At 58.5% G+C, this 23,789-nt stretch carries 15 protein-coding genes and 1 pseudogene; 10 read left to right on the forward strand and 6 right to left on the reverse strand.

The genetic code is table 11. The annotated features are described in order from the left end of the window. Nucleotides 1-110: 110 nt before the first annotated feature. A pseudogene (locus DMZ65_RS17015) lies at nt 111-639 on the forward strand (transposase); the annotation flags it as partial. Between the two features lie 124 nt (nt 640-763). On the opposite strand, the gene DMZ65_RS19745 reads toward DMZ65_RS17015, so the two are convergent. Further along, a complete protein-coding gene (locus tag DMZ65_RS19745; protein ID WP_198662725.1) occupies nt 764-1,054 on the reverse strand; it encodes a hypothetical protein in 291 nt (96 codons plus the stop codon). A 610-nt stretch (nt 1,055-1,664) separates the two neighbouring features. On the opposite strand from DMZ65_RS19745, the gene hsdR (DMZ65_RS17025) reads away from it, so the two are divergent. From hsdR (DMZ65_RS17025) to DMZ65_RS17060, 8 genes are all read left to right on the forward strand, one after another. Further along, complete coding sequence (hsdR, locus tag DMZ65_RS17025; protein ID WP_116599981.1) at nt 1,665-5,006, forward strand: type I restriction-modification system endonuclease; 3,342 nt, start codon at nt 1,665-1,667, stop codon at nt 5,004-5,006. Beyond that, nucleotides 5,003-6,508 carry a class I SAM-dependent DNA methyltransferase gene (locus DMZ65_RS17030; protein WP_116599982.1) on the forward strand — a complete coding sequence of 502 codons (1,506 nt, stop codon included), beginning with the start codon at nt 5,003-5,005 and terminating at the stop codon, nt 6,506-6,508. The genes hsdR (DMZ65_RS17025) and DMZ65_RS17030 overlap by 4 nt, the downstream gene beginning before the upstream one ends. Continuing rightward, on the forward strand, nt 6,505-8,004 hold the full coding sequence (locus tag DMZ65_RS17035) for a restriction endonuclease subunit S (protein WP_116599983.1): 1,500 nt from the start codon (nt 6,505-6,507) through the stop codon (nt 8,002-8,004). The genes DMZ65_RS17030 and DMZ65_RS17035 overlap by 4 nt, the downstream gene beginning before the upstream one ends. Beyond that, the gene (locus tag DMZ65_RS17040) at nt 8,001-9,296 is read left to right on the forward strand and encodes a hypothetical protein (RefSeq protein WP_116599984.1); all 1,296 of its coding nucleotides are present in this window, start codon (nt 8,001-8,003) and stop codon (nt 9,294-9,296) included. Before DMZ65_RS17035 ends, DMZ65_RS17040 begins: the two co-directional genes overlap by 4 nt. Before the next feature lie 288 nt (nt 9,297-9,584). Then, nucleotides 9,585-10,334 (forward strand): hypothetical protein, encoded by a 750-nt coding sequence (locus DMZ65_RS17045; RefSeq protein WP_116599985.1) that lies wholly within the window; start codon nt 9,585-9,587, stop codon nt 10,332-10,334. Further along, nucleotides 10,334-11,362: a hypothetical protein gene (locus DMZ65_RS17050; protein WP_116599986.1), complete on the forward strand. Its 1,029-nt coding sequence runs from the start codon at nt 10,334-10,336 to the stop codon at nt 11,360-11,362. Before DMZ65_RS17045 ends, DMZ65_RS17050 begins: the two co-directional genes overlap by 1 nt. A 38-nt stretch (nt 11,363-11,400) precedes the next feature. Continuing rightward, nucleotides 11,401-12,696 (forward strand): TnsB C-terminal domain-containing protein, encoded by a 1,296-nt coding sequence (locus tag DMZ65_RS19750; RefSeq protein ID WP_500048339.1) that lies wholly within the window; start codon nt 11,401-11,403, stop codon nt 12,694-12,696. A 72-nt stretch (nt 12,697-12,768) separates the two neighbouring features. After that, complete coding sequence (locus DMZ65_RS17060; protein WP_116599988.1) at nt 12,769-13,206, forward strand: hypothetical protein; 438 nt, start codon at nt 12,769-12,771, stop codon at nt 13,204-13,206. A gap of 379 nt (nt 13,207-13,585) precedes the next feature. On the opposite strand, the gene DMZ65_RS17065 is transcribed toward DMZ65_RS17060, so the two are convergent. The 5 genes from DMZ65_RS17065 to DMZ65_RS17085 form a co-directional block, all read right to left on the reverse strand. Further along, nucleotides 13,586-15,634 carry a TniQ family protein gene (locus tag DMZ65_RS17065; protein WP_116599989.1) on the reverse strand — a complete coding sequence of 683 codons (2,049 nt, stop codon included), beginning with the start codon at nt 15,632-15,634 and terminating at the stop codon, nt 13,586-13,588. Next, complete coding sequence (locus DMZ65_RS17070) at nt 15,634-16,605, reverse strand: TniB family NTP-binding protein (RefSeq protein WP_116599990.1); 972 nt, start codon at nt 16,603-16,605, stop codon at nt 15,634-15,636. Before DMZ65_RS17070 ends, DMZ65_RS17065 begins: the two co-directional genes overlap by 1 nt. Nucleotides 16,606-16,607: 2 nt before the next feature. Continuing rightward, complete coding sequence (locus DMZ65_RS17075) at nt 16,608-18,827, reverse strand: TnsB C-terminal domain-containing protein (RefSeq protein ID WP_116599991.1); 2,220 nt, start codon at nt 18,825-18,827, stop codon at nt 16,608-16,610. Beyond that, nucleotides 18,824-19,498 carry a hypothetical protein gene (locus DMZ65_RS17080; protein ID WP_157960670.1) on the reverse strand — a complete coding sequence of 225 codons (675 nt, stop codon included), beginning with the start codon at nt 19,496-19,498 and terminating at the stop codon, nt 18,824-18,826. The genes DMZ65_RS17075 and DMZ65_RS17080 overlap by 4 nt, the downstream gene beginning before the upstream one ends. 846 nt (nt 19,499-20,344) lie before the next feature. Continuing rightward, nucleotides 20,345-21,175 carry a protein NO VEIN domain-containing protein gene (locus DMZ65_RS17085; RefSeq protein ID WP_116599993.1) on the reverse strand — a complete coding sequence of 277 codons (831 nt, stop codon included), beginning with the start codon at nt 21,173-21,175 and terminating at the stop codon, nt 20,345-20,347. Between the two features lie 149 nt (nt 21,176-21,324). Here DMZ65_RS17085 and hsdR (DMZ65_RS17090) point away from each other — a divergent pair, with 149 nt between their 5' ends. Further along, complete coding sequence (hsdR, locus tag DMZ65_RS17090; RefSeq protein ID WP_116599994.1) at nt 21,325-23,787, forward strand: EcoAI/FtnUII family type I restriction enzme subunit R; 2,463 nt, start codon at nt 21,325-21,327, stop codon at nt 23,785-23,787. The last annotated feature ends 2 nt before the right edge of the window (nt 23,788-23,789 follow it).

A 23,789-nucleotide genomic window follows, 5' to 3' on the forward strand; every position in this document is an offset into this window, starting at 1 on the left:
GCCGCGCGCGAAGCCATTGGCTTAGCGCAGCGCGCGGCCGGGCTGGCGGCCACCGCGGCTCTTCGTAGTCTGAGGCTGTTCAAAGACCGACGACAACGAAGGAGAACACGATGACCAACCCCATAATCGACCTTCCGGGGGTGATCGCCAAGAGCGATGACGCGGATTTTCTGCGCGATCTGATCCAGGACGCCGCGCAGCGGCTTATGGACATCGAAGTGGCCGCTGTCTGCGGTGCCGCGCATGGCGAGCGCAGCCCGGACCGCGAGAACCAGCGTAATGGCTATCGGCCGCGACAGTGGGACACCCGGGCGGGGACCATCGGTCTGAACATCCCGAAGCTGCGTAAAGGCAGTTACTTCCCGACCTTTCTCGAGCCGCGCAGGACCGCCGAGAAAGCGCTGATGGCGGTGAGCCAAGAGGCCTATATCCAAGGCGTCTCCACCCGCGCGGTGGATGACCTGGTGCGCGCCATGGGGTTGACCGGCACTTCGAAGAGCCAGGTGTCGCGGCTGTGCGAGGAGATCCACTGCCCGGCAGGGCATCGCGCAGCGATGGCTCGAGAGGGACGAGCGGGTGCAGGCGTTCCTGAACCGCCCCCTCGAGGGCGATTGGCCCTTTCTCTTGTGGATCAGCAGTGCGCCACTCATGACATCTGCTCCGGAGCAGATATTCATTCTAAGCGCAGCATTCGACATGATGGGCTCGTACCGGTCGTTCGAGGAACTCTGGGGTGGTTCTCGCCAGGCTGCAACACGAAATGCTAAGGGCTGGGCTCACTGGCCCCATCTTCGACTTCGACTTCGACAATCAAGACATTCAGCCAGACGTCCCAGTCATCAATGGGACGATCCTGGAAGCGCCCATATGATGCGTGATCGACGTCCAGAATGTGAAATGGTATAAGTTTCTGAAACAACGCGCCGGGTGCCATATCGCCTGAGCTTGGACGCCTTTGCGTTCTTTGCTGCTTGATGATCCAGTCCAGCATATTGACGATTTTCGAGCGCTCCATCTTGTCGAGGTGCTTGCCGCGCTCCGCTTTGATGGCCACCAAATCGTCTGTGCTGTCGAGGACCCAGCCCTGGCCGATCTACTTTGTCGGCGTCTGGCACGCGGGAACGGCGAATTGAGCCGCAGATACGAGATCGACGTTGGCCCCAAGCGCGCGACGAGCGCCCATACCGCCGCGGATATTCCCCCATGCCGATAGGCGTACTGCGTGGCGGTCCTCAAATTGCCGGAAGCTGAAATATGGATCGATCGCTCTCCACGGCTGACACCCAAGCCTGCTACGTAAGCTGAGTTGGACGTCCGTTTCAATGCAACTAAACTGTTGCTTTCGGCCGTGCATGTTGACCAAACCAGCGGTGATCCGAATGATGCGCATGCCCGTCGCAGCTCCAGACAGGTCCGTGCCCTCCACAATTACCTTTGCCCTGCGACAAGCCATGGCCTGAAGCTCGCATCCAGCCTGCTGCACCCCTCTTTCGGGCGCACCACCCGCGCGAACGGTCCGAAAAACCTGCAAAAATGCTTTGAAACAACCGATAATCATGTATTTCGCCCTGAGGAAGACAATAGAAGAGCGCGCGGTCTATTGCATTGCACTCAAAGACCAGTGACGCTGCATGGATATGAAATATCTTGAGTAGTTGCCCGGAATGACCAGCCAGAATTTCGACCACTTGAAAGAAATAGATCGCCCACTGGCAATTTTGGCATCGCACGCCGAGAGATATTTCATTGACGATGCGAATACGGCTCTTATCAAGACGCGCCAATTCGCGGAGCGTATGACGCGGGTCGTCGCCGAGAACGCCGGCGCAGAAGTCTCCAGTGACGATACGTTATCCGACATGCTTCGAAGCATCCGAAGGGATGGTTTGGTGCCGCGCGAGATTCTCGACATCCTCCACCGCCTGCGCATCGACGGCAACGCGGCTGTTCATGGGCACGACGGCGAGCGCCGGATGGCCTTCGAGGCAATCAAGCTGTGTCATCGTCTTGGAGTCTGGCTCCGGGCTTCGGCGACACGACAACCGCGACTGACCATGCCGTTCACACCGCCGAGGCTGACAGAGGGCGATGCGAGCGATCTCAAAGAGCAGGTTGCAGCGCTCAGATCAGAACTGCAGGCGCGGTCTGCAGAAGCCGCCAGCCTCGCCGACGAGGCGGACAGCGCGAGAAGCGCAGCTTTGGACGCAGAGGACAGGGCCCGCCTCGCCCAGGAAGAGCGCGCGATCTACGCGGAACTGGCCGAGGAAGCCGAAAGACGGGCGGCGGGACCGGTTGAGCCCGACCAGGCGAAGATGTTTATCAAAGCCGCCTTCGACTCCGCCAAGGATATGGATTTCGACGAGACCGATACCCGTCTGTTGGTGGACGAACAACTCCGCCAAGCCGGGTGGGATGTCGACAGTTCGATGCTGCGCCATTCCAAGGGAACGCGACCGGAGAAAAACCGCAACTTGGCCATCGCCGAATGGCCGACATCCTCAGGTCCGGCGGACTATGCGCTCTTCGCCGGCAGGGCTCTGGTCGGCGTCGTAGAGGCGAAGCGCAAACGCAAGAACGTGATGTCGGCCGTCGACGTCCAGGCGACGCGGTATTCGCAAGATATTCAGCACGACGAAAGCTTCGACTTTGTGGGCGGCCCGTGGGGTAAGCACAAAGCCCCTTTCATCTTCGCCACCAACGGACGGAGCTTCTATCCGGCGATGGCGACGCAGAGCGGGATCTGGTTCCGCGACACGCGAGACGAGACGAATGCCTCACGGGCCTTGGAAGGCTGGTTTACCCCCAAGGGTCTCATGGAAAGACTCGAGGTCGATCGTCGCGCCGCAGAGAAGGAGCTGGAGGACAAGCCTTTCAATTTCGGCTTCGACCTGCGCCCCTATCAAAGGAAGGCGATCAAGGCCGTGGAGAACGGTGTTTCCGAAGGTCAGCGGGAAATGCTCATCGCGATGGCCACGGGCACTGGCAAGACGAAGCTGGCCATCGCCATGATCTACCGTCTCCTCGAAGCGAAGCGTTTTCTGCGTGTCTGTTTCGTTGTCGACCGGAGCGCACTGGGCGAGCAGGCGGAGAGTGCCTTCGAGACGACCCGCATGGTCGGCGCCAAGACCTTCGCAGAGATCTTCGGCCTTCGGGGGCTCGAGGCGCAAGACATCGACCGTGATGCAAAGATCCACATTTGCACCGTCCAGAGCCTCGTGAAGCGTGTGCTCGAACGTGAGCCTGGGGACCGGCCACCGGTCGATCAATACGACCTCATCCTGATCGACGAGTGCCACCGTGGCTATCTGCTCGACCGCGAGATGAGCGAGGCCGAGACGACATTCCGTGACCAGAATGATTATGTTTCTAAGTATCGCCGTGTTGTCGAGTATTTCGATGCCGTGAAGATTGGATTGACGGCGACCCCGGCCCTCCATACCGCGCAAATCTTTGGCGATCCCATTTACCGCTACAGCTATCGGGAGGCCGTGATCGACGGCTGGCTGATCGACCATGATCCGCCACATTTGATCAAAACCGCACTCAGCGAGGCTGGCATCACGATCGAAGCGGGCGAGACCATTGATGTGCTCGACCCACGCACCGGCGAGATTGATACCGCCACCCTCCCGGATCAACTCGACTTCGCGGTGGAGCAATTCAACCGCCGGGTCCGCGCACCAAAGTTCAACGAAGTCGTCGCCAATGAGATAGCGCGCCGGATCGACATCATCTCTCCCAATGCGGGCAAAACCTTGGTGTTTGCGACGACGGACGATCATGCCGACGAAGTTGTTCAATATCTCCGGCAGGCCTACCGAGACGAAGGCCTCGAAATCCGCGACGACATGATCCAGAAGATCACCGGCTCGGTGGACAAGCCGGGGAAACTGATCCTGAAGTACAAGAACGAGGCCGATCCCCGGATTGCCGTGACGGTCGATCTTCTGACCACGGGCATCGATGTCCCTGCGATCACCAACCTTGTTTTCCTTCGGCGCGTGAACTCCAGGATTCTATACGATCAGATGATCGGTCGCGCGACGCGGCGGTGCGATGAGATCGGTAAAGAGGCGTTCCAGATCTTCGATGCAGTGGACCTCTACCCGAACCTGCAGGCCATGACCGAAATGCGCCCGGTCGTGGTCGATCCAAAAGTGTCGTTCGAAACTCTCTTTGACGGCTTCGAAAACGCCGATGATCGTTCCCACCAAGAGGAAATTCTCGACCAGATCATCGTCAAGCTGTCCCGCAAGATCCGCCGGATGAACGATGAGATCCGTGATCAATACACCGCCCAGGCCGGAGAGACGCCCGAACAGACCCTCGAGCGCTTCCGAGGCGGTCCGGCACCGGAGGTCCGCGCATGGACCAAGGATCGCCCTGGCCTCGGCAAGTTCTTCGACTTCAAGGGGGATCGCGGCGCCCCACCCATCATTCCGATCTATACCGGCGAGGATACGGTTACCGGCGTCACCCGCGGCTACGGTGAAGGCGTGCGCCCGACCGACTTTATCGACGCCTTTGAGACGTTCATCCGTGATAACGCCAACAAGATCGACGCCCTGAACCTCGTTGTGACCAGACCCCGGGATCTGACCCGCGACAGCTTACGGGAACTCCGCATGGCGCTCGATGCCCGTCACTTCACCGAAAACGCCCTCCGCACAGCCTGGCACGACAAGACGAACGAGGACATCGCAGCATCCATCATCGGTTTCATCCGGCAGGCCGCTCTTGGCGACCCGCTGATCCCTTATGCAGACCGGGTTGGAGCAGCAATCCGCAAGGTTGCATCGGCCCACGATTTGGACGATGTCCAAAGGCGCTGGCTCGATCAGATCGGAAAAGAGATGACAAGCCAGGTCGTCATCGACCGACAGGCCTTCGATGATCCGCCTTTCGCACAACAGGGCGGATATAAACGCTTCAACAAGATCTTCGGGGGCGAACTCGACGCCATCCTTGACGAGATCAGAACCGAGACATGGGAGCCCGCCGCATGAGCGCCACACAGGATATCGTCGCTAAGCTCTGGAACCTCTGCCATGTCCTGCGCGACGATGGCGTGACCTATTCCGAATATGTGACCGAACTCACCTACCTGCTTTTCCTGAAAATGATGGAAGAGACCGGGCAAGAGCGTCGCATCCCAGAGGAATATCGCTGGAGCAAGCTGTCAAAGGCCGAAGGCCTCGGGCAGCTGACCCTTTACAAGCGCCTGCTGACGTCGCTCGGCGACCCTGAGGAAAAGGACGACGACGGCACGCCCAAGCCCGCCAAGGATCCGCTCGTGCTCGCCATCTTCACCGATGCCCAAACCCGCCTGCGCAAGCCTGCGAACCTGAAAAGCCTGACCACTGCCATCGACGATCTCGACTGGTTTGATGCCCGCGAGGAAGGGCTGGGTGACCTTTACGAGGGCCTGCTGCAGAAGAACGCCGAGGACAAGAAATCCGGAGCCGGGCAGTATTTCACCCCACGCCCCCTGATTGACAGCATCGTGCGCCTGACCCAGCCCCAACTGGGCGAGCGCATTCAGGATCCGGCGGCTGGCACCGGTGGCTTCATCGTCGCCGCCCACAATCGCATCTACGCCGACAACAACCAGTTCTTCGGACTTGAGGATGGCACCGCCGAACGCCAGATCCGCGATTGCTACAGCCTGGCCGAGCTTGTCCCCGACACGCACCGCCTCTGTCTGATGAATCTCATGCTCCACGGCATTGAGGGCGATGCGCAGTCGATGGATACCCTCACCGATGAGGGCGCCACCCTGCACAAGGCCGACCTGATCCTGTCCAACCCGCCCTTCGGCACCAAGAAGGGCGGCGGGCGGCCGCAACGGGGCGATTTCTCGACCACTGCGGGCACATCGAACAAGCAGCTGGCCTTTGTCGAACACATCATCCGCGGCCTCGCACCAGGGGGCCGCGCCGCCGTGGTCGTGCCCGATAACGTGCTCTTTGAGGACGGCACCGGCAAGGCCCTGCGCCAGATGCTGATGGGTTGGTGCGATCTGCACACCATCCTGCGCCTGCCCACCGGCATCTTCTATGCCCAGGGGGTCAAGACCAACGTCCTCTTCTTCACCCGCAACGCTGACAAGGGCGAGAGCGGCGGGACCAAGGCCGTCTGGGTCTACGACATGCGCGCCGGGGCGCCCTCCTACGGCAAGACGCGGCCCCTGCGGGCCGAGGACTTTGCAGACTTCGAGGCAGCCTACGGTGACGATCCGCATGGCCGCGCCGAACGGCAGGACCAGGGCGAGGACGGCCGCTTCCGCCGCTTCACCCGCGAGGAGATCGCCGCGCGCGGCGACAACCTCGACATCTCTTGGCTACGCGAGGGCGAGGAGGAGGCCGAGGACGGCCTGACCGACCCCGACGACATCACCGCGGCGATCCTCGGTCACTTGCGTGAAGCCACGCGCGAGATCGAGGCGCTTGTGCTGGAACTGGAAGGCGAGGAAGAGGACGTTGCACCGGCGGCGGTTGCGGCGGAATGAACGTCACGCCCGCAAACTGGGAAGTCGCAGAGATCGGCGACCTTCTGCACGGCATCAAGGCCGGGAAGAACCTGAAATGCGAAGAGCGCCCGCCAGAAGCGCACGAGCGCGGCGTGATCAAGGTGAGTGCTGTTACTTGGGGCTTTTTCGACGCACAGCAATCGAAGACATTGCCCAACGACTTCTGGCCTGATGCCGATACGACGATCAAGGCGGGAGATTTCCTTTTCTCTCGCGCCAATACTCTTGAACTTGTTGGCGCTGTCGTCATGGCCGAGACAAGCTACCCAAACCTGTACTTGAGCGACAAAGTTCTGCGTCTGGACATGGAGACAGCGATCAAGCCTTGGTTGCTGAAGTTCTTACGAAGTCCGGAGGGTAGACGTCGGCTTTCAGAAATTTCGTCCGGAAATCAGCTCTCCATGAGAAATATTGGGCAGGCGGCATTGAAGACTGTCTCGGTGCCCATCCCCCCACTCCCCGAGCAGCGGCGGATCGTGGCGAAGCTGGACCGGCTCTCGGCGCGCTCAGCCGCCGCGCGCGACCACCTCGCCCACACCACCAAACTCGCCACCCGCGCCAAGCAGGCGATTTTGGCATCTGCCCTGTCCGGAAAACTGACCCACGCTTGGCGTGATGCCGGTTTCGGAGACGGCTGGACCGACACCCAGATTGCTGAGATCAAAGACGAACGAGCCGCCTACGCGAAGTCTCGTCGTGGATCTCGCCTTGAATCCGACAGCGGTATGAAACTGGCAGACCTTGGCGAGCTTCCTGAGAGCTGGTTCCCATGCCACTTGGCCGAAATCGCCGACATGCAGGTCGGGCACGCTTTCAAAAGTGCATGGTTCACGAATGACGGCCCCCTGTTGGTTCGCGGTGCAAACGTGGCGCCGGGAGCGTTATCTTGGGATGACACAAAGCGTCTTGACCCGGAGTTGGCACCAGAATTCGAGCGATTCCGACTTGATGAAGGCGACTTTGTACTTGCGATGGATCGGCCGCTCATTTCGACAGGTCTCAAGATCGCCCGAGTCGACGCCGCTTCGGCCGGCGCGCTTCTTGTCCAGCGAGTTGCCCGTATTACAGAGCGCCCACAGGTCCAATCGGGCTACCTGTGGCATGTCCTGAACAGCCGGATATTCATTCGCCATGCCATCGAAAGGGCAACAGGCGGAGACCTTCCCCATATCAGCGGGAACGACATCTTGACGACCCCCGTGCCGCTGCCCCCTCTCGATGAGCAGGCCGAAATCGTCCGCCGCATCGAAGCTGCCTTCGCCCGTATCGACCGACTGACAGAGGAGGCCAGCCGCGCCGCCCACCTCCTCGACCGGCTCGACGAGCGCCTGCTGGCCAAGGCTTTCCGCGGAGAGCTCGTCCCCCAGAACCCCGAGGACGAACCCGCCGAAGCCCTCCTCACCCGCATCCGCCAAGCCCGCGCCGCCGCCCCGACACCAAAGCGGGGCCGAAGGAAAAAGGCCGCTGCCGAATGACTGAACCTCGAACCTTCACGGTGGCGACCGACGCCACCGTCATCACGATGATCGAAGGTGCCAAGCAGCGTCTGGTCGTCATTGCACCTGCCCTGTCTCGTGCCGTCGCCGATGCTTTGGCCGCACGGTTCGAAGACTTGGACCATCTCGAAATCCGCGTGATCGTCGATGCCGACGCAGAGGTCTATCGCCTCGGCTTTGGCGAGCGAGAAGCCCTCGACGTGATCCGAGAGGCGGCCACGCGCAACCTGCTCGACCTGCGGGAACAAACAGGGGTGCGGATCGGCGTTGTCATCTCAGACAGCGACACCATGGTCTTTGCGCCAGTATCGAAAAACATAGAGGCCGGATCGCACAGCGCCGAGCAGCCGAATGCGATCATGCTGAAAGGCGCTTCCACCGATGATCTCGCCCGCGCGGCTGGTGCAGATCAAACAACCGAGGCCCCGTCGGGCGAGATCGGCAATGCAGCGCTGGACCCGGCCAAGGTCGAGGCGATGCAGACAGACCTGGAGCGAAATCCGCCAATAAAGTTCAACATCGCGCGCCGGATGCAGGTCTTTTCCTCGCGCGTGGTCTACGTCGAATTCGAGATCAAGAATTTCGCCCTCAGTCGCAAACAGGTCCCGCTGCCGAAGGATTTCCAGACGGTCACGAATGCTGACCTGCGGGACCAGATCACCAGTCGCCTGCGCGCCCCGATCGCCCAGCTTGGAGCGGTCAAGGTGACGGTCGGCACCGGCGACGATGCAAAGGAAGAGTTGATCGACGATACCTGGCTGCGAAAAGCGCGAAAGCAGATCGAGGATCAGTACACTTTCCAGATCGACAATTTCGGAAGGGTCATTCTGCGCGAGGATCGGGAAAAGTTCGATGCGGCGGTCGCGGAGTTCACAACGGTCGTGGCAGATTACCATGCAGCAATCCGTGCTGCGCTGGATAAGCATCGCGAGACGTTTCGCGACAACTTTGTCGCCGAGTTCCTGCCACGCTGGAAGACCTCACCGCCTGCCTACATGAGCCAATGGGGCAGAACAGCCGACGAACCGGCGCTTCGCGAGGAGCTGAAGGACCGAGCGGACGAGGTTTTCGATGAAATGATGAACTTCGCGCCTCCGTCTGTTCGTCTGGTCGAGAAGAATGTATCGCCCAAGAACGTCGAGGACCCAAAGTTCCTTGATCCTCTGCGTCGCATCATGGAAAAGCGCCGGGTCCCGAAGGATATCATCGATTCGCTCTTCGCGTCCGGAGGTGCAGCGCCGGAACAACCTGATCTTCTCGACCGTTCGTAGGGATGATAGAGGGGGCCGACATCCCGCTCAGTCTTTTTGTTGCCGAACTTTTTGCTATCTGAAAGTCAACGCTTCGCACCCGCGCAGCCGCAGGAGTGGGTGCATAATGCCATGACGCCATCGGCAGCTCCTAAAAAACATCGCAACAATATCAACCAGCTGAAGAAATGGTTCCAACTTTGTTGCCGTTTTAGCCTTTTCTCGCTTCTGCAAATTCCGTTTCGACCAATTTCCTCCTCGAACCGGGAACCCTTGTGATGGGCCCCGAAATAGCGAAGGAGCGAAGAATTGGAATACCCCCTCAATGAAACCGGCTTCGACTGGAGCCAAGAAAGCGATGGCGGATCGCTGGCGGAGGCGATCACCGCTGCCGCCAACGCGGACTCGAACGCCCTGCTGCCCGCCCGTCCTGTGACGGGGCGCAGGCCGACCGTTGGTGCACAGAAGCACTTCTCCTGCGCCTTTGTATATGGGCAGGGTGCCGGTTGCGTGATGCACACCGATAGCCTGACGGAAAAGCACGTGGCGTTTGCACTGCTCGCCCGTCCTGATGTTGTGGAAGTGAAGAACCAGGTATCGTTCACTTGGGACGCGGAGGACGGCTCCAAGAAGTGGCATCACTTCGACCTTTTCATTACGAAAACGGACGGCAGCCGGGTCGCGATCATGGTCAAATACGACGAGAAGTTCTCGTTCGAAGAGTTCCAGGCCGAGATCGCGGATATCGCGTCCCATGTCACCGACGAGTTCGCGGATCGCGTGACGATCATGACCGAAAAACATCTCGACCCCGTTGATCTTCACAATGCGAAGCTCTTCAAGGCTGTTCGTCGGTGCGACCCCGAGGTGGACGTGGCCATGCGGGATGCGGTCGCGGGCCTCGTCGGCGCGGCGAAGATCGGCGATCTGGTTGCGCATACTGGCCTTGGTGGCCGCGGATTTCGGTCAATCGCCCGCCTCATCGGGGCCCGTGAACTCGAACTCCCGCGCCCTATGCGGATCGGTTACGACACTCACGTTAAGCGGAGGGCCGCCTGATGCTCGACATTCAACCCAGCCCCGACCTGCCTCGTTTTGCCTTCGGAGAGTATGACGAGGTGATCATGGAGGGTATCTCCTACCGCGCCATCGATTGTAGCGAGGCTGGTTATGTATTCGCCCGCACAGACGGCACCGGCGTCGCCGAATCTTTCGCCCATGCCGTCCTGTCGCAACGCGTCACGCTTGGCGCGCTCGAACACCGCCGTGACGCTTTCTTGCCCGAGGGTGCCAAACGTCGGCTGCGGGCTCCGGCCCAAGTGCTATCTACGCTTGCGCCGAAACAACAACAGAAAGCCAAGTACCATGAATCTCTGGTGCGCGCATTCCTCGAAATGGAGGCCGAGGGCAAGGTCAAACGGACGGAAACATCGGTGAAAGCCGCCTTGCCCGAGATAAAGTTTCGAGCCGGGAAGTACCTGTCAGTCCCGAGCGAAGGCGATGTGATCGAGGCCGGCGGCAACAAGATGATCGTGCCGACCAAGATCAGCGCCAGCCGACTTCTGAAACGCGTCGCCGCGTTCAGCCGCGATGGCATGGCGGCCTTGTACGGTCGCGGGTCAGGTAGCAGCCGCCCCCGCCGCATCGGACCCGACGAGTTGGCGCTCGTGTCCAAGACTGTCCGGAATTACTTGGTCATGGAACAACCCTCAATAGCTCAGGTGGTCGAAGATGTACGCGACGCCTTCATCGCCGAGAACCTTCGGCGAGAGGAACTCCGCAAGACAGAGGGGAAAGATAAAATTCCCTTGGTCATGCCATCGCGTGAAACCATCCGCCTCGAGGTGAAGAAACTCGATCCGTTTGAGGTCGACATTGCCCGCTTCGGGCTCGACGAGGCGCGCAAGCGCAATGCGCCTGTCGGCAAGGGTCTCGAACTGACCCGCCCGCTCGAGCGGGTCGAAATGATGAGTGGAAGGTCGATCTCAGGTCGCTTCTTGCGGGATCCGGAATCTGGTCAATTCTCAGCGACGAGGAAAAAGCGAGCCTCGGCCTCGAAGAGGGAAAGAAAACGCGTTGGTACCTGACCGCAGCGATCTGCACGACCACCCGCTGTATTTTGGCCATGAAGCTCTCAAGGTCACCGAGCAAGCGCAGCGCGATGCAGAGCATCGACATGATCGTGCGTGACAAAGGGCTCTGGGCCGATGCCGTAGACGCGCTGACGCCTTGGAGCATGTCGGGCACACCAGCGCTCATCGTCACCGATTGCGGGTCCGCATTCGTTGATTTCGACACGCGGGTCGGCGCGACCGACCTCGGGATCGACATCGATCACGGACCCGCCGGGATGCCCGAATTTCGGGCAAGGATCGAGCGCATGTTCGGCACGATGTCGACAAACCTCATCGGACGGTTTTCCGGGTATACTTTCAGCAACACCGTCGTCAAAGGCGACTATGATGCCGAAGCGCGCGCCGCCCTGACCACCGAGGACCTGAGCGAAGCGCTGGTCCGCTGGGTGGTGGATGTCTATCACCGCCGTCGTCATCGCGGACTTGGCGGCGAAACCCCGCTCAATTGCTGGAACAGATTGGTTGCGAAATATGGTGTTGCACCCATGCCGTCCGTGGAACTGCGGCGCAAGGCACTTGGGACGCGCCTGAAACGCACCGTCTCGAAGAAGGGGATCATCGTGATGGGTATTCGTTACCATTCGGAGGTGCTTGCCCGCTGGTTCATGCATGCCACGTCAAAGGAGGTGCGGGTCCGCTTTTATTCCGAGGATATCGGCGCCATTGCCGTGGAACTGAACGACCATTGGATCGAGGTACCGTCGGTGTTCGATTGTTACCGCGGTGAGCGCGCCCAAACCTGGCTCCTGGCCGCGCGCGAAATCCGTGCGTCGGTCGCAGCCCAGGCAAAGGTAGACGAGATGGTCATCTTCAAGGCGATGACCCGGATCCGGGAGATCAATGCCAACGCCCTGGCGCGGCAGGGGCTGCTGGTCGATGACTATTCGCAGGAGCGCATTGCGAAAATCGAAAACGAGATGCTGATCGGATTCGATGTGGACGAAACACCGCATGCGACTCAGATGCCTCCCGCTGCCCTGATCGGCGGAGATGCCGGTATGGCGCGCGCCCTGCGCCTGATATCGACACTTCGCGAGGCCACAAGACTCGATCGGACAGCGCGGCGGAAGCTGGTCGATCTGCACCGGCTTCTCTCACTCGATCCTGTCATGGATGGTTTTGAGCCTGACCTGACATCCTGGGTCTTGCTCGACCCTGCCAGCGCGGAAGTCGAGCAGATCTGCCTCCTCACCGATCAGCTCCACGCTCTGCTCGTGGAGATCGGAGAACGGGATGAACAGCAAGACGCGCTTGCGCTCGAGCCGTGGTCACAGACCGCAGCCTGAGATGCCATGCCGACCCTGGGCGGCTGTCATGCCGCCAGGCCATCCCGCGTCGCGAAATGAGAGGAAATCACCATGAAATATCACGATCAACTGACGCTCACAGAGCTCTGGACATGCGCGCTTCAGGAACTCGACACCCTGCACGAAGAGGCCCAGCGCACGGATGTCGGCTTGTCTGCGACCGACACAAACACCTTGTCGAGGGCGCTCGCCGCCCTGCGCCAAGAGGGGCCGCTTTCAAGCTCTGCCCCCGATAGCATCGGTTGGATCCAGGCGTTTCTCGACGCGGCCATCGCCCGGGAAACCCTCGGCCATCAGGACGTGTTCGACGGCACGAATGATCCGGAACTCGGCGCGATCGGGCGGGTAAGATCGAGACCCATTCTATCGGAAGATGGGCGCTGCTTCGATCTGCTCCTGCAGCGCTTCAAGAAGGTTCTCGCGATGCGCGACCTCCTCGCCGCCCGCGTCGATGCCGAGCTTCAGATCGCCCGCCTGAAAACCGCCTGACGCATCGGAATCCGGCTGGCACAGACCACCGGACCATCAGCCACAAAAAGCAGAAGGCCGCGGGGTAGCCCGCGGCCTTTTCCACTTGCAGCATCTTCGCAATGCATCGACTGGGGCCTACGCTCCGTTCAATCCTCACAGATATCTGCGCTCAATCTGTGGCGAGAATCTTTGAAAAAACTTCCAATTCCATTTTCGTTGCCTGGCATCGGGACCCATGTTCCAATCAGGACGCCGACTTTAGGCCGAAATCGCGAAGAGCAGTGAAAATCACGCTGCGAGCGCGATTTTCCTCAATGGCCGCCGTTAAGTTGTAAAATGGCCATTTTTTCCCGAAAATGGCCAAAATTAGCTTGTCGTCATATGTTCTGACAACTAATTATTGGCCACTAACAACACCTAACTCGTTGATTTTGTTTAAGACAAAGAAGGAGGCGGCCAATAGGTTGGCCATTCTGCAAGAATTAAAGGTCCACTCGCATACGAAGCGAAACAGTCCATTGAGATTTTCCAAATCCTGAAGCAATTTTGCAAATGAAAAAAGCCGCCCTACTGGGCGGCTGTGCGGTTCGAGCCTGAGATAGGGCTTGTAAGGCCCCTTATGTAAAGCAAATATTCCCATCTCCAAGACGCGGGTGCGATAAAAGTCAACTCCGACTTTTTTCTCCGAGAGCACTGGTTTGATGCCGCGCCGCTTCAAAAGGCTTTCAACGACGCAGACCCGAAGGCCGTACTGTTCTGCGATCCTGGATGGTTGAATATAGCGCGCCTTGAAATTCGCAATTTCCTTCAGGGGGATCCTTGGGATGCAGTGATCTTGCGACGGGCAGTCGATCCAACTGATCTGCATACTGACCTCTTCGGGATGCCGATCCAAGAGACGCCATACAGTTTGGAGAGGAAGCTTCAACAGAACTGCCGCTTCCACAATGGAATGTTCGCTTGGCAATGATGAGGCCTTCTCTTTGACCTCCGCAGGATCCACACGCAGTGCGGCAATCCCTTGCTCATCCACCATGTAAAAAAGACGTTCGAGCATGCCGCCGAGTATCATATGGACCACGATGACGGCGGGCACTTTTGCCTTTTCTGCGGCTTTCGAGATCGGGACCAGCTGATCGGTTTCGGTATCCAATTTGACGGCTCTTGCGTGCAGTTTGCCAACCAGCATGGCAATTTCCTCGCAATCTACGGCCTTCTGAGTGTGTCCCTTGATTCCCGGCTTTCCATAGCAGATGGGAGAGAGAAGGCGCTCTTGAATGAGCTGATCAACCAAGGGGCGCGCACACCCCAACGCATCGGGCAAGGAAATCACAGTCACCATTCGTTTCACGCGGCCGGCAACCTCGCGCCCCTCATGAACCGGGATCGGGTAATGGGCAGGCGCATTTTCAGGTATCACCTCAGCGGCAACCAACACATCGGACAGAGTCCGAGAATCCAGGCTCTGCTCCTTTGCGAGTGAAGCGACCGTATGAAGCTTGCGCTCGCAAAGCGTTTCCCCCAGCACCTTTGTTCCGCCCGGCATGGGGATGTTTTCGGTGATGACCTCCCGGAGGATGCGCGCGATGTCGCCCGGCTCCTTGAGTGACTTGGAATATGCGAGCGCCTTGTAAAAGCACCCAAAGATCTTTCGCGCTCCCGGAGTCCCGGTGGCGTCGGCGAATTTACTGAACTGTGCTTCCAGGACCTCGCGGATACCTGCTTCGCCACGCGAAGTACATTCAAAGCCCACTCGACCTGCATGATCCCAGTTATCCGCCGTCAGCTCAGGCAACTTCTGCTCCGGCCCGAATTCGAGAAGCACGCCCAAAAGCTCTGTCGCTCTGACCGCCTGCTCGAGTGATTGCGCATCCAGCCATTCGGGACCAGCCTTTCCGTCAAGACGGTTGACGACATATTCCTGAAGAGGCGAGACCGGGCGCCGCTTTGCTTCGTCAGCCAAAGCTTGAAGTTGTTCACCGCGCTCGGGAACTCGGCGCTCAAGCTCGTGGAGCGGATCGCCCCATTGGCGCTTGGCCCGGCGCATCAGCGGGATTTCATGACGAGGGCATGTCCTGACAACTGACAAGGTCCATAGCCAGCGCCCCCGGTGCCCAGCCTCTCGATCGTCTTCCGCGAGGCATGCTGGACAAAACATGGTATGAGGGTTCGCCAAGAACTCCGCGGTGACCAGCTCACCGCGAAGATCGTAGCGACTTTCTCCAACCGGGATGGCGACATTGGCGCATAATTCCCCGAGCGAAACACCGGTGAGCTCAGCCAAACGTGCGATCGCGCCTTTTTTATTGGCGGCCATATCCTGCGGCTTTACTCCAGTGTCTTTCAGGAATGCGACCACCTCATCTCCGATATGAAACTTCGCCAGTTGGCTTGCGTACGAGAGTGGGCTTTCGTCCAAAATGAAAGGCAAATTAGGCATAAGCATCAATACACTCCTTCGGCGGCAAACTTGGCCTCGCTTAAATCGATTTTGGCCCAATGGCGGGCCAAAAAGACGTTCTGGCCTAAGCCACAGCCTTCCTGCATGCCCCAACTCACTGCGAAATGTTGCATGGTCAATTCATCGGCATCATCCAGTGCCGCCGCTTCAAGTGCCCCGAGGATGTTCTCCATGCAGCGACCGAAGCGGTTACGGCTGGCGTGGACCAACCTGTCCACAAGATCCTCCTCCGAGGGTGGCCGTATGCCGACAGCGGTACAAAAATTGGAAATAACACCCGTCAGCGCCCTGCGATCGGAATGCGGCGAGACATCACCCAATGGCATCCGCCAATAGCGGCGTGTGACCTGTGCATCACAAGATGCAATTTGCCAGAGGCTCTCGATACCGCTGAGCACGACACTGACCGCTCCTTCTCCCTGCATAAGATTGCGCACTGTTTTCAGGAACACGTCTATCTTGTATCTGGTGCCGGTGCCAAAGAGGTCATGCGCCTCATCGATCCAAAGGATCGCCGTGCCCCGCAGTTTGAAATGGTGCCGGACTTTTCGCATGAGGTCATCTTCCGTGATGTTGTTGGAACGCTTTGCTGGATATCCGCTTGCTCGCAGGATCTCGATGGCAAGGCTCTTAGCTGTTGCCGGGCTGGGCACCCGAACCCCAACCCACGGTTGATGCGCCGCATTGCGCGGCTGAAGCGCAGGATGGTTTTTCAGACCGTGATAGACCAAAGAGGTTTTTCCTCCGCCGGCGGGCTCTACCAAGGCGATACCACGGGCATCGCCATCTTTGGTGTAAAGACGTGGCACTGCGATCAAGTTGCCATGCTCATCGCGTTGCAAAAGCCGGTCCAGATAGCTGCGGAACTGAACGTCCCGCGGCGTCGATATGTGCTTTTCCCGCAGCCGGTCGACTGCTGCGAGTTTAGCGTTAATGGTTGGGGGTGCTGGGTTCATGATTATTTATCCTCTATGGACCAATCGCTGCTGTTGTCAGCCCCGTCGGCATCATCGCCCGGCTGAGAATCCGGAAATTGGATCGCCCGATGGCCGCCGGAAAAAGTTTCCGCGGCGTCATCTCGATTATTGGGTTCTGAGGTTTCCGAAGTCGCTGATCCGGCCGTTGGAAGGCTGGTTCCCCAGCTACCTCGGTCCTCATCATAGGGGTTCTTTGGTTCCGTCTCGGAGGTCGTGAAACCGATGAACAGGCGGTCTTCCTCGTAGTCCATGCGTTTCTCGGACCAGTCCTCCATAATGAGACCGACACGGGTCATGGCGGCGCTGTTGGTTTCCTTGATGTAGTCGAGCGCCTGGCGCACGACGGCAAAGTTGACCTCAGCAGACTGCGAGTTTTGGGCCCGAATTTCTGCAGCGGCGTTGACCCATTCCTGTGCCGACCCCCCCTGATACCGATCGAAGACCGCGGGTATCTCATACCACCGCCCATTCAATTCGACCCAGATCGCACCGATATCCTCTGGATACCACCGGATTGCGACCTTGCGATCCTCCGACTCGGTCATGAAGCGTGCCAGAACCTCTGAGTGATAGCGGACCCCCAGGATTGTGATCCCCTGCTTCGTAGCAGTGCGTTCCCGCTCTTGGCCGAAAATCAAGCGCCGACGCCCGAGATCAGGCGGGGGCTGCACCCCGAATTTTTCTACCAGCCGGTTCCAGCAATCCAGCGGCGTCTCACCGTTCAGCCCGCTATGGGGCGAGCGATGATAAACGTCCACGACGTAGCGAACCAAAACTGTGCAGAACTCTTCTGGAGTGAGGACGGCGCGCTTGTCGGACTCGTAGTCACCGCGTTTGACGCTGTTGCTAAAGGTCCGTCCGCTCAACCTGGGCATAAGCTGTGTTGCGAATGTCCCGAATACCCGCTCGATGCGTCCTTTTAGATGCGGATCGCCAGCCGGGCAGTACTCTACTGTAATTCCAAGATCAGAGGTTCGGGCCTGGACCAGGCTCGAAATGTTGTACGCCGCGCAATCCGTTACGATGACGGAAGGCCATCCGAACTGGTTCCAAGGCGTGAGGCCGCCACACGCATCCCCCCAGACACCCTTGTCCCGCATCATCATTTCAATCACTCGCAACGCGCTTTGGGAATTCGGCGTACGCGAGATAACCATCCCGACAATACAGCGAGTTGCGCAGCAGATAGCGACGGTGATCCACCAGCGCGCCTTCTTCTTGTCGAGGCCGAACTTTTTCTTTTCCTCGTCGGTCAGATGGTGGAACAACCCGCCTTCCGCCATAAGGGTTATGGCGTCGACTTCCCACTCATCGAACTCGACCCTTTGCATTGGTCGTTCGATCTGCAGCCCCATGCCCACTGGCGCGAACTGCCGGTTCGCAGCTTGGCGACCATGCCGGGTCAATGTCATGTCGAACCGGTTGAGCTTGCGGATCGCCTGCCGCACCGTCTCGCGCGACGGGCGGACGATTTCGGGCTCGCCTTCGGCTCGGCGGCGCTCGTTCTCCTCGAGAAAGGCGGTTTTGACCTCATTGAAAATGATTGCCTGGGAAGGCCGCTGGTCGCTCAGATATTTGCCGACAACCTTGCCCATCAGCATCAACTCGTCAGCAGTCATCCGGCGGTCCCGGTTCCCGCGCTCTGCGCTTTTGTCGTAAAGGCCAGCGAGGCCGAAACGACGCTCCCTCCTTTCCCATTCCAGAACGGTTTTCGCGCCCAGCTTCTTGGGCACAGCGAGATAGTCGCTGTCGCCCTCGCGTTGTTCCATTTCCATAATTTCGCCAGCACGCATCCTGATATACCCAAGGACAGGTCTGACAGACGTGGCGATCCGAGTGACATCATTGGTCTCGTCATTCAGAAGTTCACGGAAGGCTTTCACCACCGAAAAACGCATGCTGGCCTTTCTCTGTGCCTTCGTGCCGCGCAGTGAAAGCAGATCACCGTCCGGTAGAAGGCGCTGACGCAGATGCTCGGGCTGGTACTCGTTGGGTGTGCACTCAAAATTGCCAACCGCAAGGTAGCGGCTGATTTCGGCATTAGTCATCACCTGGGGAACGCCCGTTCCTTTCGCCGCGACGAAAATGTGCCCTTCCTCGCGGGTCTGAAAGTAACGGTGCGGCTGGCCGCCGATGACAATGCCATCGTATTCAGAGAACGAAAATTTGGGCTGTGCGGGGCTGGGTGTGGTGGCGATCATTTGGAAATCCTCCGACGGACGTATGCCTCGTGCGCGATACGCACCTTGATGACGAGCTGGAGCTCGTGCGAACGGATCAGGCGAACAATCGCCCGGAAGCCACGTGCGCCGAGACCTATGGCATCGACCAGGTCCTGGATCTGCGCCGAGGCGACCATTTCATTCATGATCCTGCGTGCAGTCGCGTCGGCTACAGGGTCGGGACGGCGCATTTCGTGCATCATCTCGGCGTTGAAAAGCTCGACCGGATCGAGGTCTCTCTCGGTCATAATGACCACTTCGTCCGCGAAACCCGGCGTCACCTGAGCTGCAATCTGTGCCAACTCGCGTTGAACTTCCGGTTGGCGACGACGGTATTCGGATTTCACCATGATCGCCCGACGTGAGCCGTCAGTCATCAAGTCTCGGAAATCGAAATGATGCGTCGCGGTTTCGCCATTCGGCTTCACCCATTTGAACGGCACCTGGTTCTCCAGGCCTGCCACGTCGGGTCGCGCGATGGTCACCAGAGCCGTGCACAGTTCGGTGTGGCTCTCGATATCCATGGTTTGACCTTCGTCGGGCCCAAAGGTGAACTGACCGGTAAAATGTGTACGGCGACCTTTGGCGACCTTCCGGGATGTTTGAATCCGCTCTGGCATCACGAGTCCGCCATCTGACAAATATTTCATGCTCTTTCCTTTTGGCATGAGGGTATCGCTCGCCGGAATTCGCTCCGACGCTGCCCGAAGGCGGCGATACCGATTTCTGGTTTGGTTTTTTTGGGGTCCTGGGATTTCAGGTGGCCCCGGTTGCAAGCTTCACATTGGAGGGGCTTGCAATATTTCGTGGTCTATTCTGTTTCCTTGACCATGATCGTTCATCTCCTCTTGGCTGTGGCCTCTCAATTGTCGCCGGGCGCCGGCTGTGTTGACTGAAAGGTTGGCTTGCCGCCTGTTTCACGAAGAAAAATTTGCGTCCCGGTCAGTGTGATCTGCCGTTCTGCCTTCGCTTGAGGCCGAGAAACTACCCATTGAGCGCTCCCCAACAACAGCTGATTTTGCCCGAAATAAATTTGCCGAAATCATTTCCGTCCAAAATAAAACGATCTCAAGGGTCCGCCGAAAAACCACCAAGATACTGATTTTAAACTATAAAATAGTGATTGAGCTGAGCGATGCCTCAAAGACGATCACGTAAAAAAATTTGATCACTGATGCAATCGACTGGAATGGCCTCAATCACTCGCCAGGCGCGCGGTAAATTTGCAACAGATCGTCCGGAATATCAAACGCGGTGGAAAGACCAGGAAGACAATTCGGCTGCAAAACGATTCGTCAAGAGACGTGTAAACCCACCGCGAGAAGCAAAACGCCGGCAACAAATGGCGTTCTCATCCACGGAATATCTGCGTCACTGCGCAGGATGTATCCGATCTCGAACGGTCTCATCGTCTCCCGCTTCGACCACGGCTTGCCGATCTCTCGAGATCAAAATGACAGAGAACACATACATGTTGGCTTGTCGCCAGCTTGCAGTCATCCAAAGCTGGCTTGGAAACTCGTCGCGGTCAGAGATACATGCGCTTGCAGCGGTGGCCGCAACTCGAAAGCCTTTGGATCGCGCGCAAACTCATAGACACGCAGCAAGTGCCAATGCTCCCGCCTTTCCTCCGCGACCTCCAGTTCGTTGCGGGAGATATGAAAAGGGGTGCGTTCCCACCCGTTGGTCGTTTTGACTTCGATCAGGCGATCATGCCCCTCAGGTGTAAAGCTGGCAATGTCGTAGCCCAACCCATCGCCGTCGTCCTTAGATACCCAGCGCACCCGCGCCGCGAGGTCATTCCGGCCGTACTGGCTTAAGGTCGCACGCTCATGGTGAAATACCCGCTCCTCACCGGCATATCCGAGCGCCCGGTTCCGTTCGTCACGGCCGGCGGCATCGAACCGCCGGGCGATGCGCTGCATCTGCTCCAACTCTTCCGGAGGTGGCGCATTTCGAAGGGTTGGTGCGACACCGATGAAGAGAGGCGCAGCCTCAGCTAACCCGCGTTGCTCTTTACCGTGAAGTGCCACTTCCCACTCAGGATTTCGTGCCAACCACCGGGCGGCGGCTTCGGCCAGCGACATCTGGAATTTGAACCTTGGCGCATAACCTTTGATTGTTGGCAGTCCAAGGCCGCGCAAGGCGGCGGAGATGTTGCACATCTTGAATTCGATGGAACCTCGACTGCGACCGATCTGATCTTGCAAGGAGCGGTTCTGGGCGGCCTTGTTGTAACGACGGCCCGACAGCTCGTCGCTGAGCATCGAAAAATACCCCGCAACGATTGTATCATTCTCGATATCGGACCAATCACCAGTTGTCATGGCGCGACGTTAATCGGCGTGACTTGGCGTGTCAGGCGAAAAGCGCAGGAGTGGGTGTCAATCTTTGCGATAGCGTACGCTTGTTATTTCTGCCGCTCCCGAAGTAGCCTCAGCAGATAGTTTTTAGATTTCAATTGCGGCAGGAAAATATGGACAAGCGGGGCCTTAGCGAGCGCGATATATGCACCAAATTTATCACCCCATCCCTTGTCTCAGCAGGCTGGGACGTAAACAGCCAAATCCGCGAAGAGGTCAGTTTCACCAAAGGCCGGATCATCGTCCGCGGGAAAATGGTCAGCCGCGGCGAAGGCAAGCGCGCTGACTACATCCTGTCAGCGAAGCCCAACATCACCATCGCCATCATCGAGGCGAAAGACAACAAGCAGCCCGTCGGCGGAGGCATGCAGCAAGCGCTCGGCTATGCGGAAACGCTGGATATCCCCTTCGTGTTCTCATCGAACGGCGATGGCTTTGTCTTCCACGATCGAACTGGATCTTCATCTAATGTCGAACAGTCCTTGGGCTTGGATGAATTCCCCAGCCCTCAAGAGCTTTGGCAGCGTTATAAAGAATGGAAGGGTCTCTCCGACGCTGAAGAAAAGGTCGCTCTTGAAGACTACCATGATGACGGGTCCGGCAAGGAGCCGCGCTATTACCAAGTTAATGCCATCAACAAAACGATGGAGGCAATTGCCAAGGGGCAGGACCGCGTCCTTCTGGTCATGGCAACAGGCACCGGCAAAACCTATACGGCTTTCCAGATCATCTGGCGCTTTAGGCAGGCGTTTCCCGGAAAGCGCGTTTTGTTCTTGGCAGACCGGAATGTGCTTATCGACCAAACCATGGTCAACGATTTCCGGCCCTTTAGTGGCAGGATGGCGAAGCTGTCGACCCAGTCAAAGACCATCGAGCGGCCTGACGGAACCAAGGAGAGCGTTACGCTTGCGATAGACAAGAAGCGTCGCATCGACTCTTCATATGAAATCTACCTCGGGCTTTACCAGGCCATCACCGGACCGAACGAGAGCCAGAAGATCTACCGTGAATTCTCCAAGGACTTTTTCGACCTGATCATTATCGACGAATGTCATCGGGGGAGCGCATCGGCGGACTCCGCTTGGCGTGAAATCCTCGATCATTTCTCTTCAGCCGTACAGATCGGCCTGACGGCGACGCCCAAGGAAACGGAATACGCGTCGAACATTGATTACTTCGGACCGCCAGTCTTCAGCTACACTTTGAAGCAAGGCATCCGCGACGGTTTCCTTGCGCCTTACAAGGTCGTCAAAGTCCACGTGGACCGTGACGTTCAAGGGTATCGCCCTGAGAAAGGACAGCTGGATCGGGATGGAGAAGAGGTCGAGGACCGGATCTACAATGCCAAGGATTTCGACCGAACGCTGGTTTTGGACGACCGTACCAAGCTCGTCGCGCAGAAGATAACGGAGTTCCTGCGCGAAAGCGGCGACCCGATGGCCAAGACTATCGTGTTCTGCGTGGATCAAGAGCATGCAGCGCGAATGCGCCAAGCGCTTATCAACGAAAACGCCGACCTCGTCTCAAAGAACGCTCGATACGTGATGCGGATCACCGGGAACGACAAAGACGGCATCGATCAGCTGGGGAATTTCATCGATCCGGAGGCCGCATACCCCGTGATCGTGACCACATCCAAACTTCTCTCTACCGGGGTCGACGCCCAGACCTGCCGCCTGATCGTGCTCGACCGCGAAGTCGGGTCCATGACGGAGTTCAAGCAGATCGTCGGGCGCGGCACGAGGGTGCACGAAGATACGCGCAAGCTGTTCTTCACGCTGATGGATTTCCGCGGCGCCTCAAGCCATTTCGCAGATCCGGACTTCGACGGCGAGCCTGTTCAAATCTACGAACCCGGTCAGGATGACCCTGTGACCCCGCCGGATGAGACGCCCGTTGATACACCGGAGAGCGATGACGCATCAAGCAGTGGGGCTCCTGCGGAAAACGAGACTGTTCTGATTGATCCGAACAACCAGAACCTAACAAACGGCACCAAGACCGGCCCGCGCCCCAAGGTTTATATCGACGGCGTGGGCGCTGATATCGTCGCCGAGCGCGTCGAATACCTTGATGAAAACGGCAAGCTGGTAACCGAGTCCCTGCGCGACTACACCCGCAAGGCCATGCGCCAACGCTTCACCAGCCTTGATGACTTCCTGCGGCGATGGAAGCAGACGGAGCGTAAGCATGCGCTTGTCGAAGAGCTGGCCGAAGAGGGACTTCCTCTCGACGTGATCGCGGACGAACTGGGGTTTGATCTCGACCCGTTTGACCTGATCTGCCATATCGCCTTTGACGCCAAGCCGCTGACCCGCAAAGAACGTGCCGATAATGTGCTCAAGCGAGACGTGTTCACCAAATACGGACCCCAGGCCCGTGCTGTCCTTGAGGCATTGCTGGAAAAATATGCCGACGACGGCGTCATCAGTATCGACGACCCGAAGATCCTGAAAATCAATCCATTCTCCGGCATGGGCACCGAGGTTGAACTGATCCGCGCCTTCGGCAAAAAGAACGACTACATTCGCGCCGTGCATGAGATGCAGACGGCGCTCTACGAAGAAAGTGCATAACC

The organism is Primorskyibacter marinus, from assembly GCF_003313245.1.
Lineage (GTDB): Bacteria > Pseudomonadota > Alphaproteobacteria > Rhodobacterales > Rhodobacteraceae > Primorskyibacter > Primorskyibacter marinus.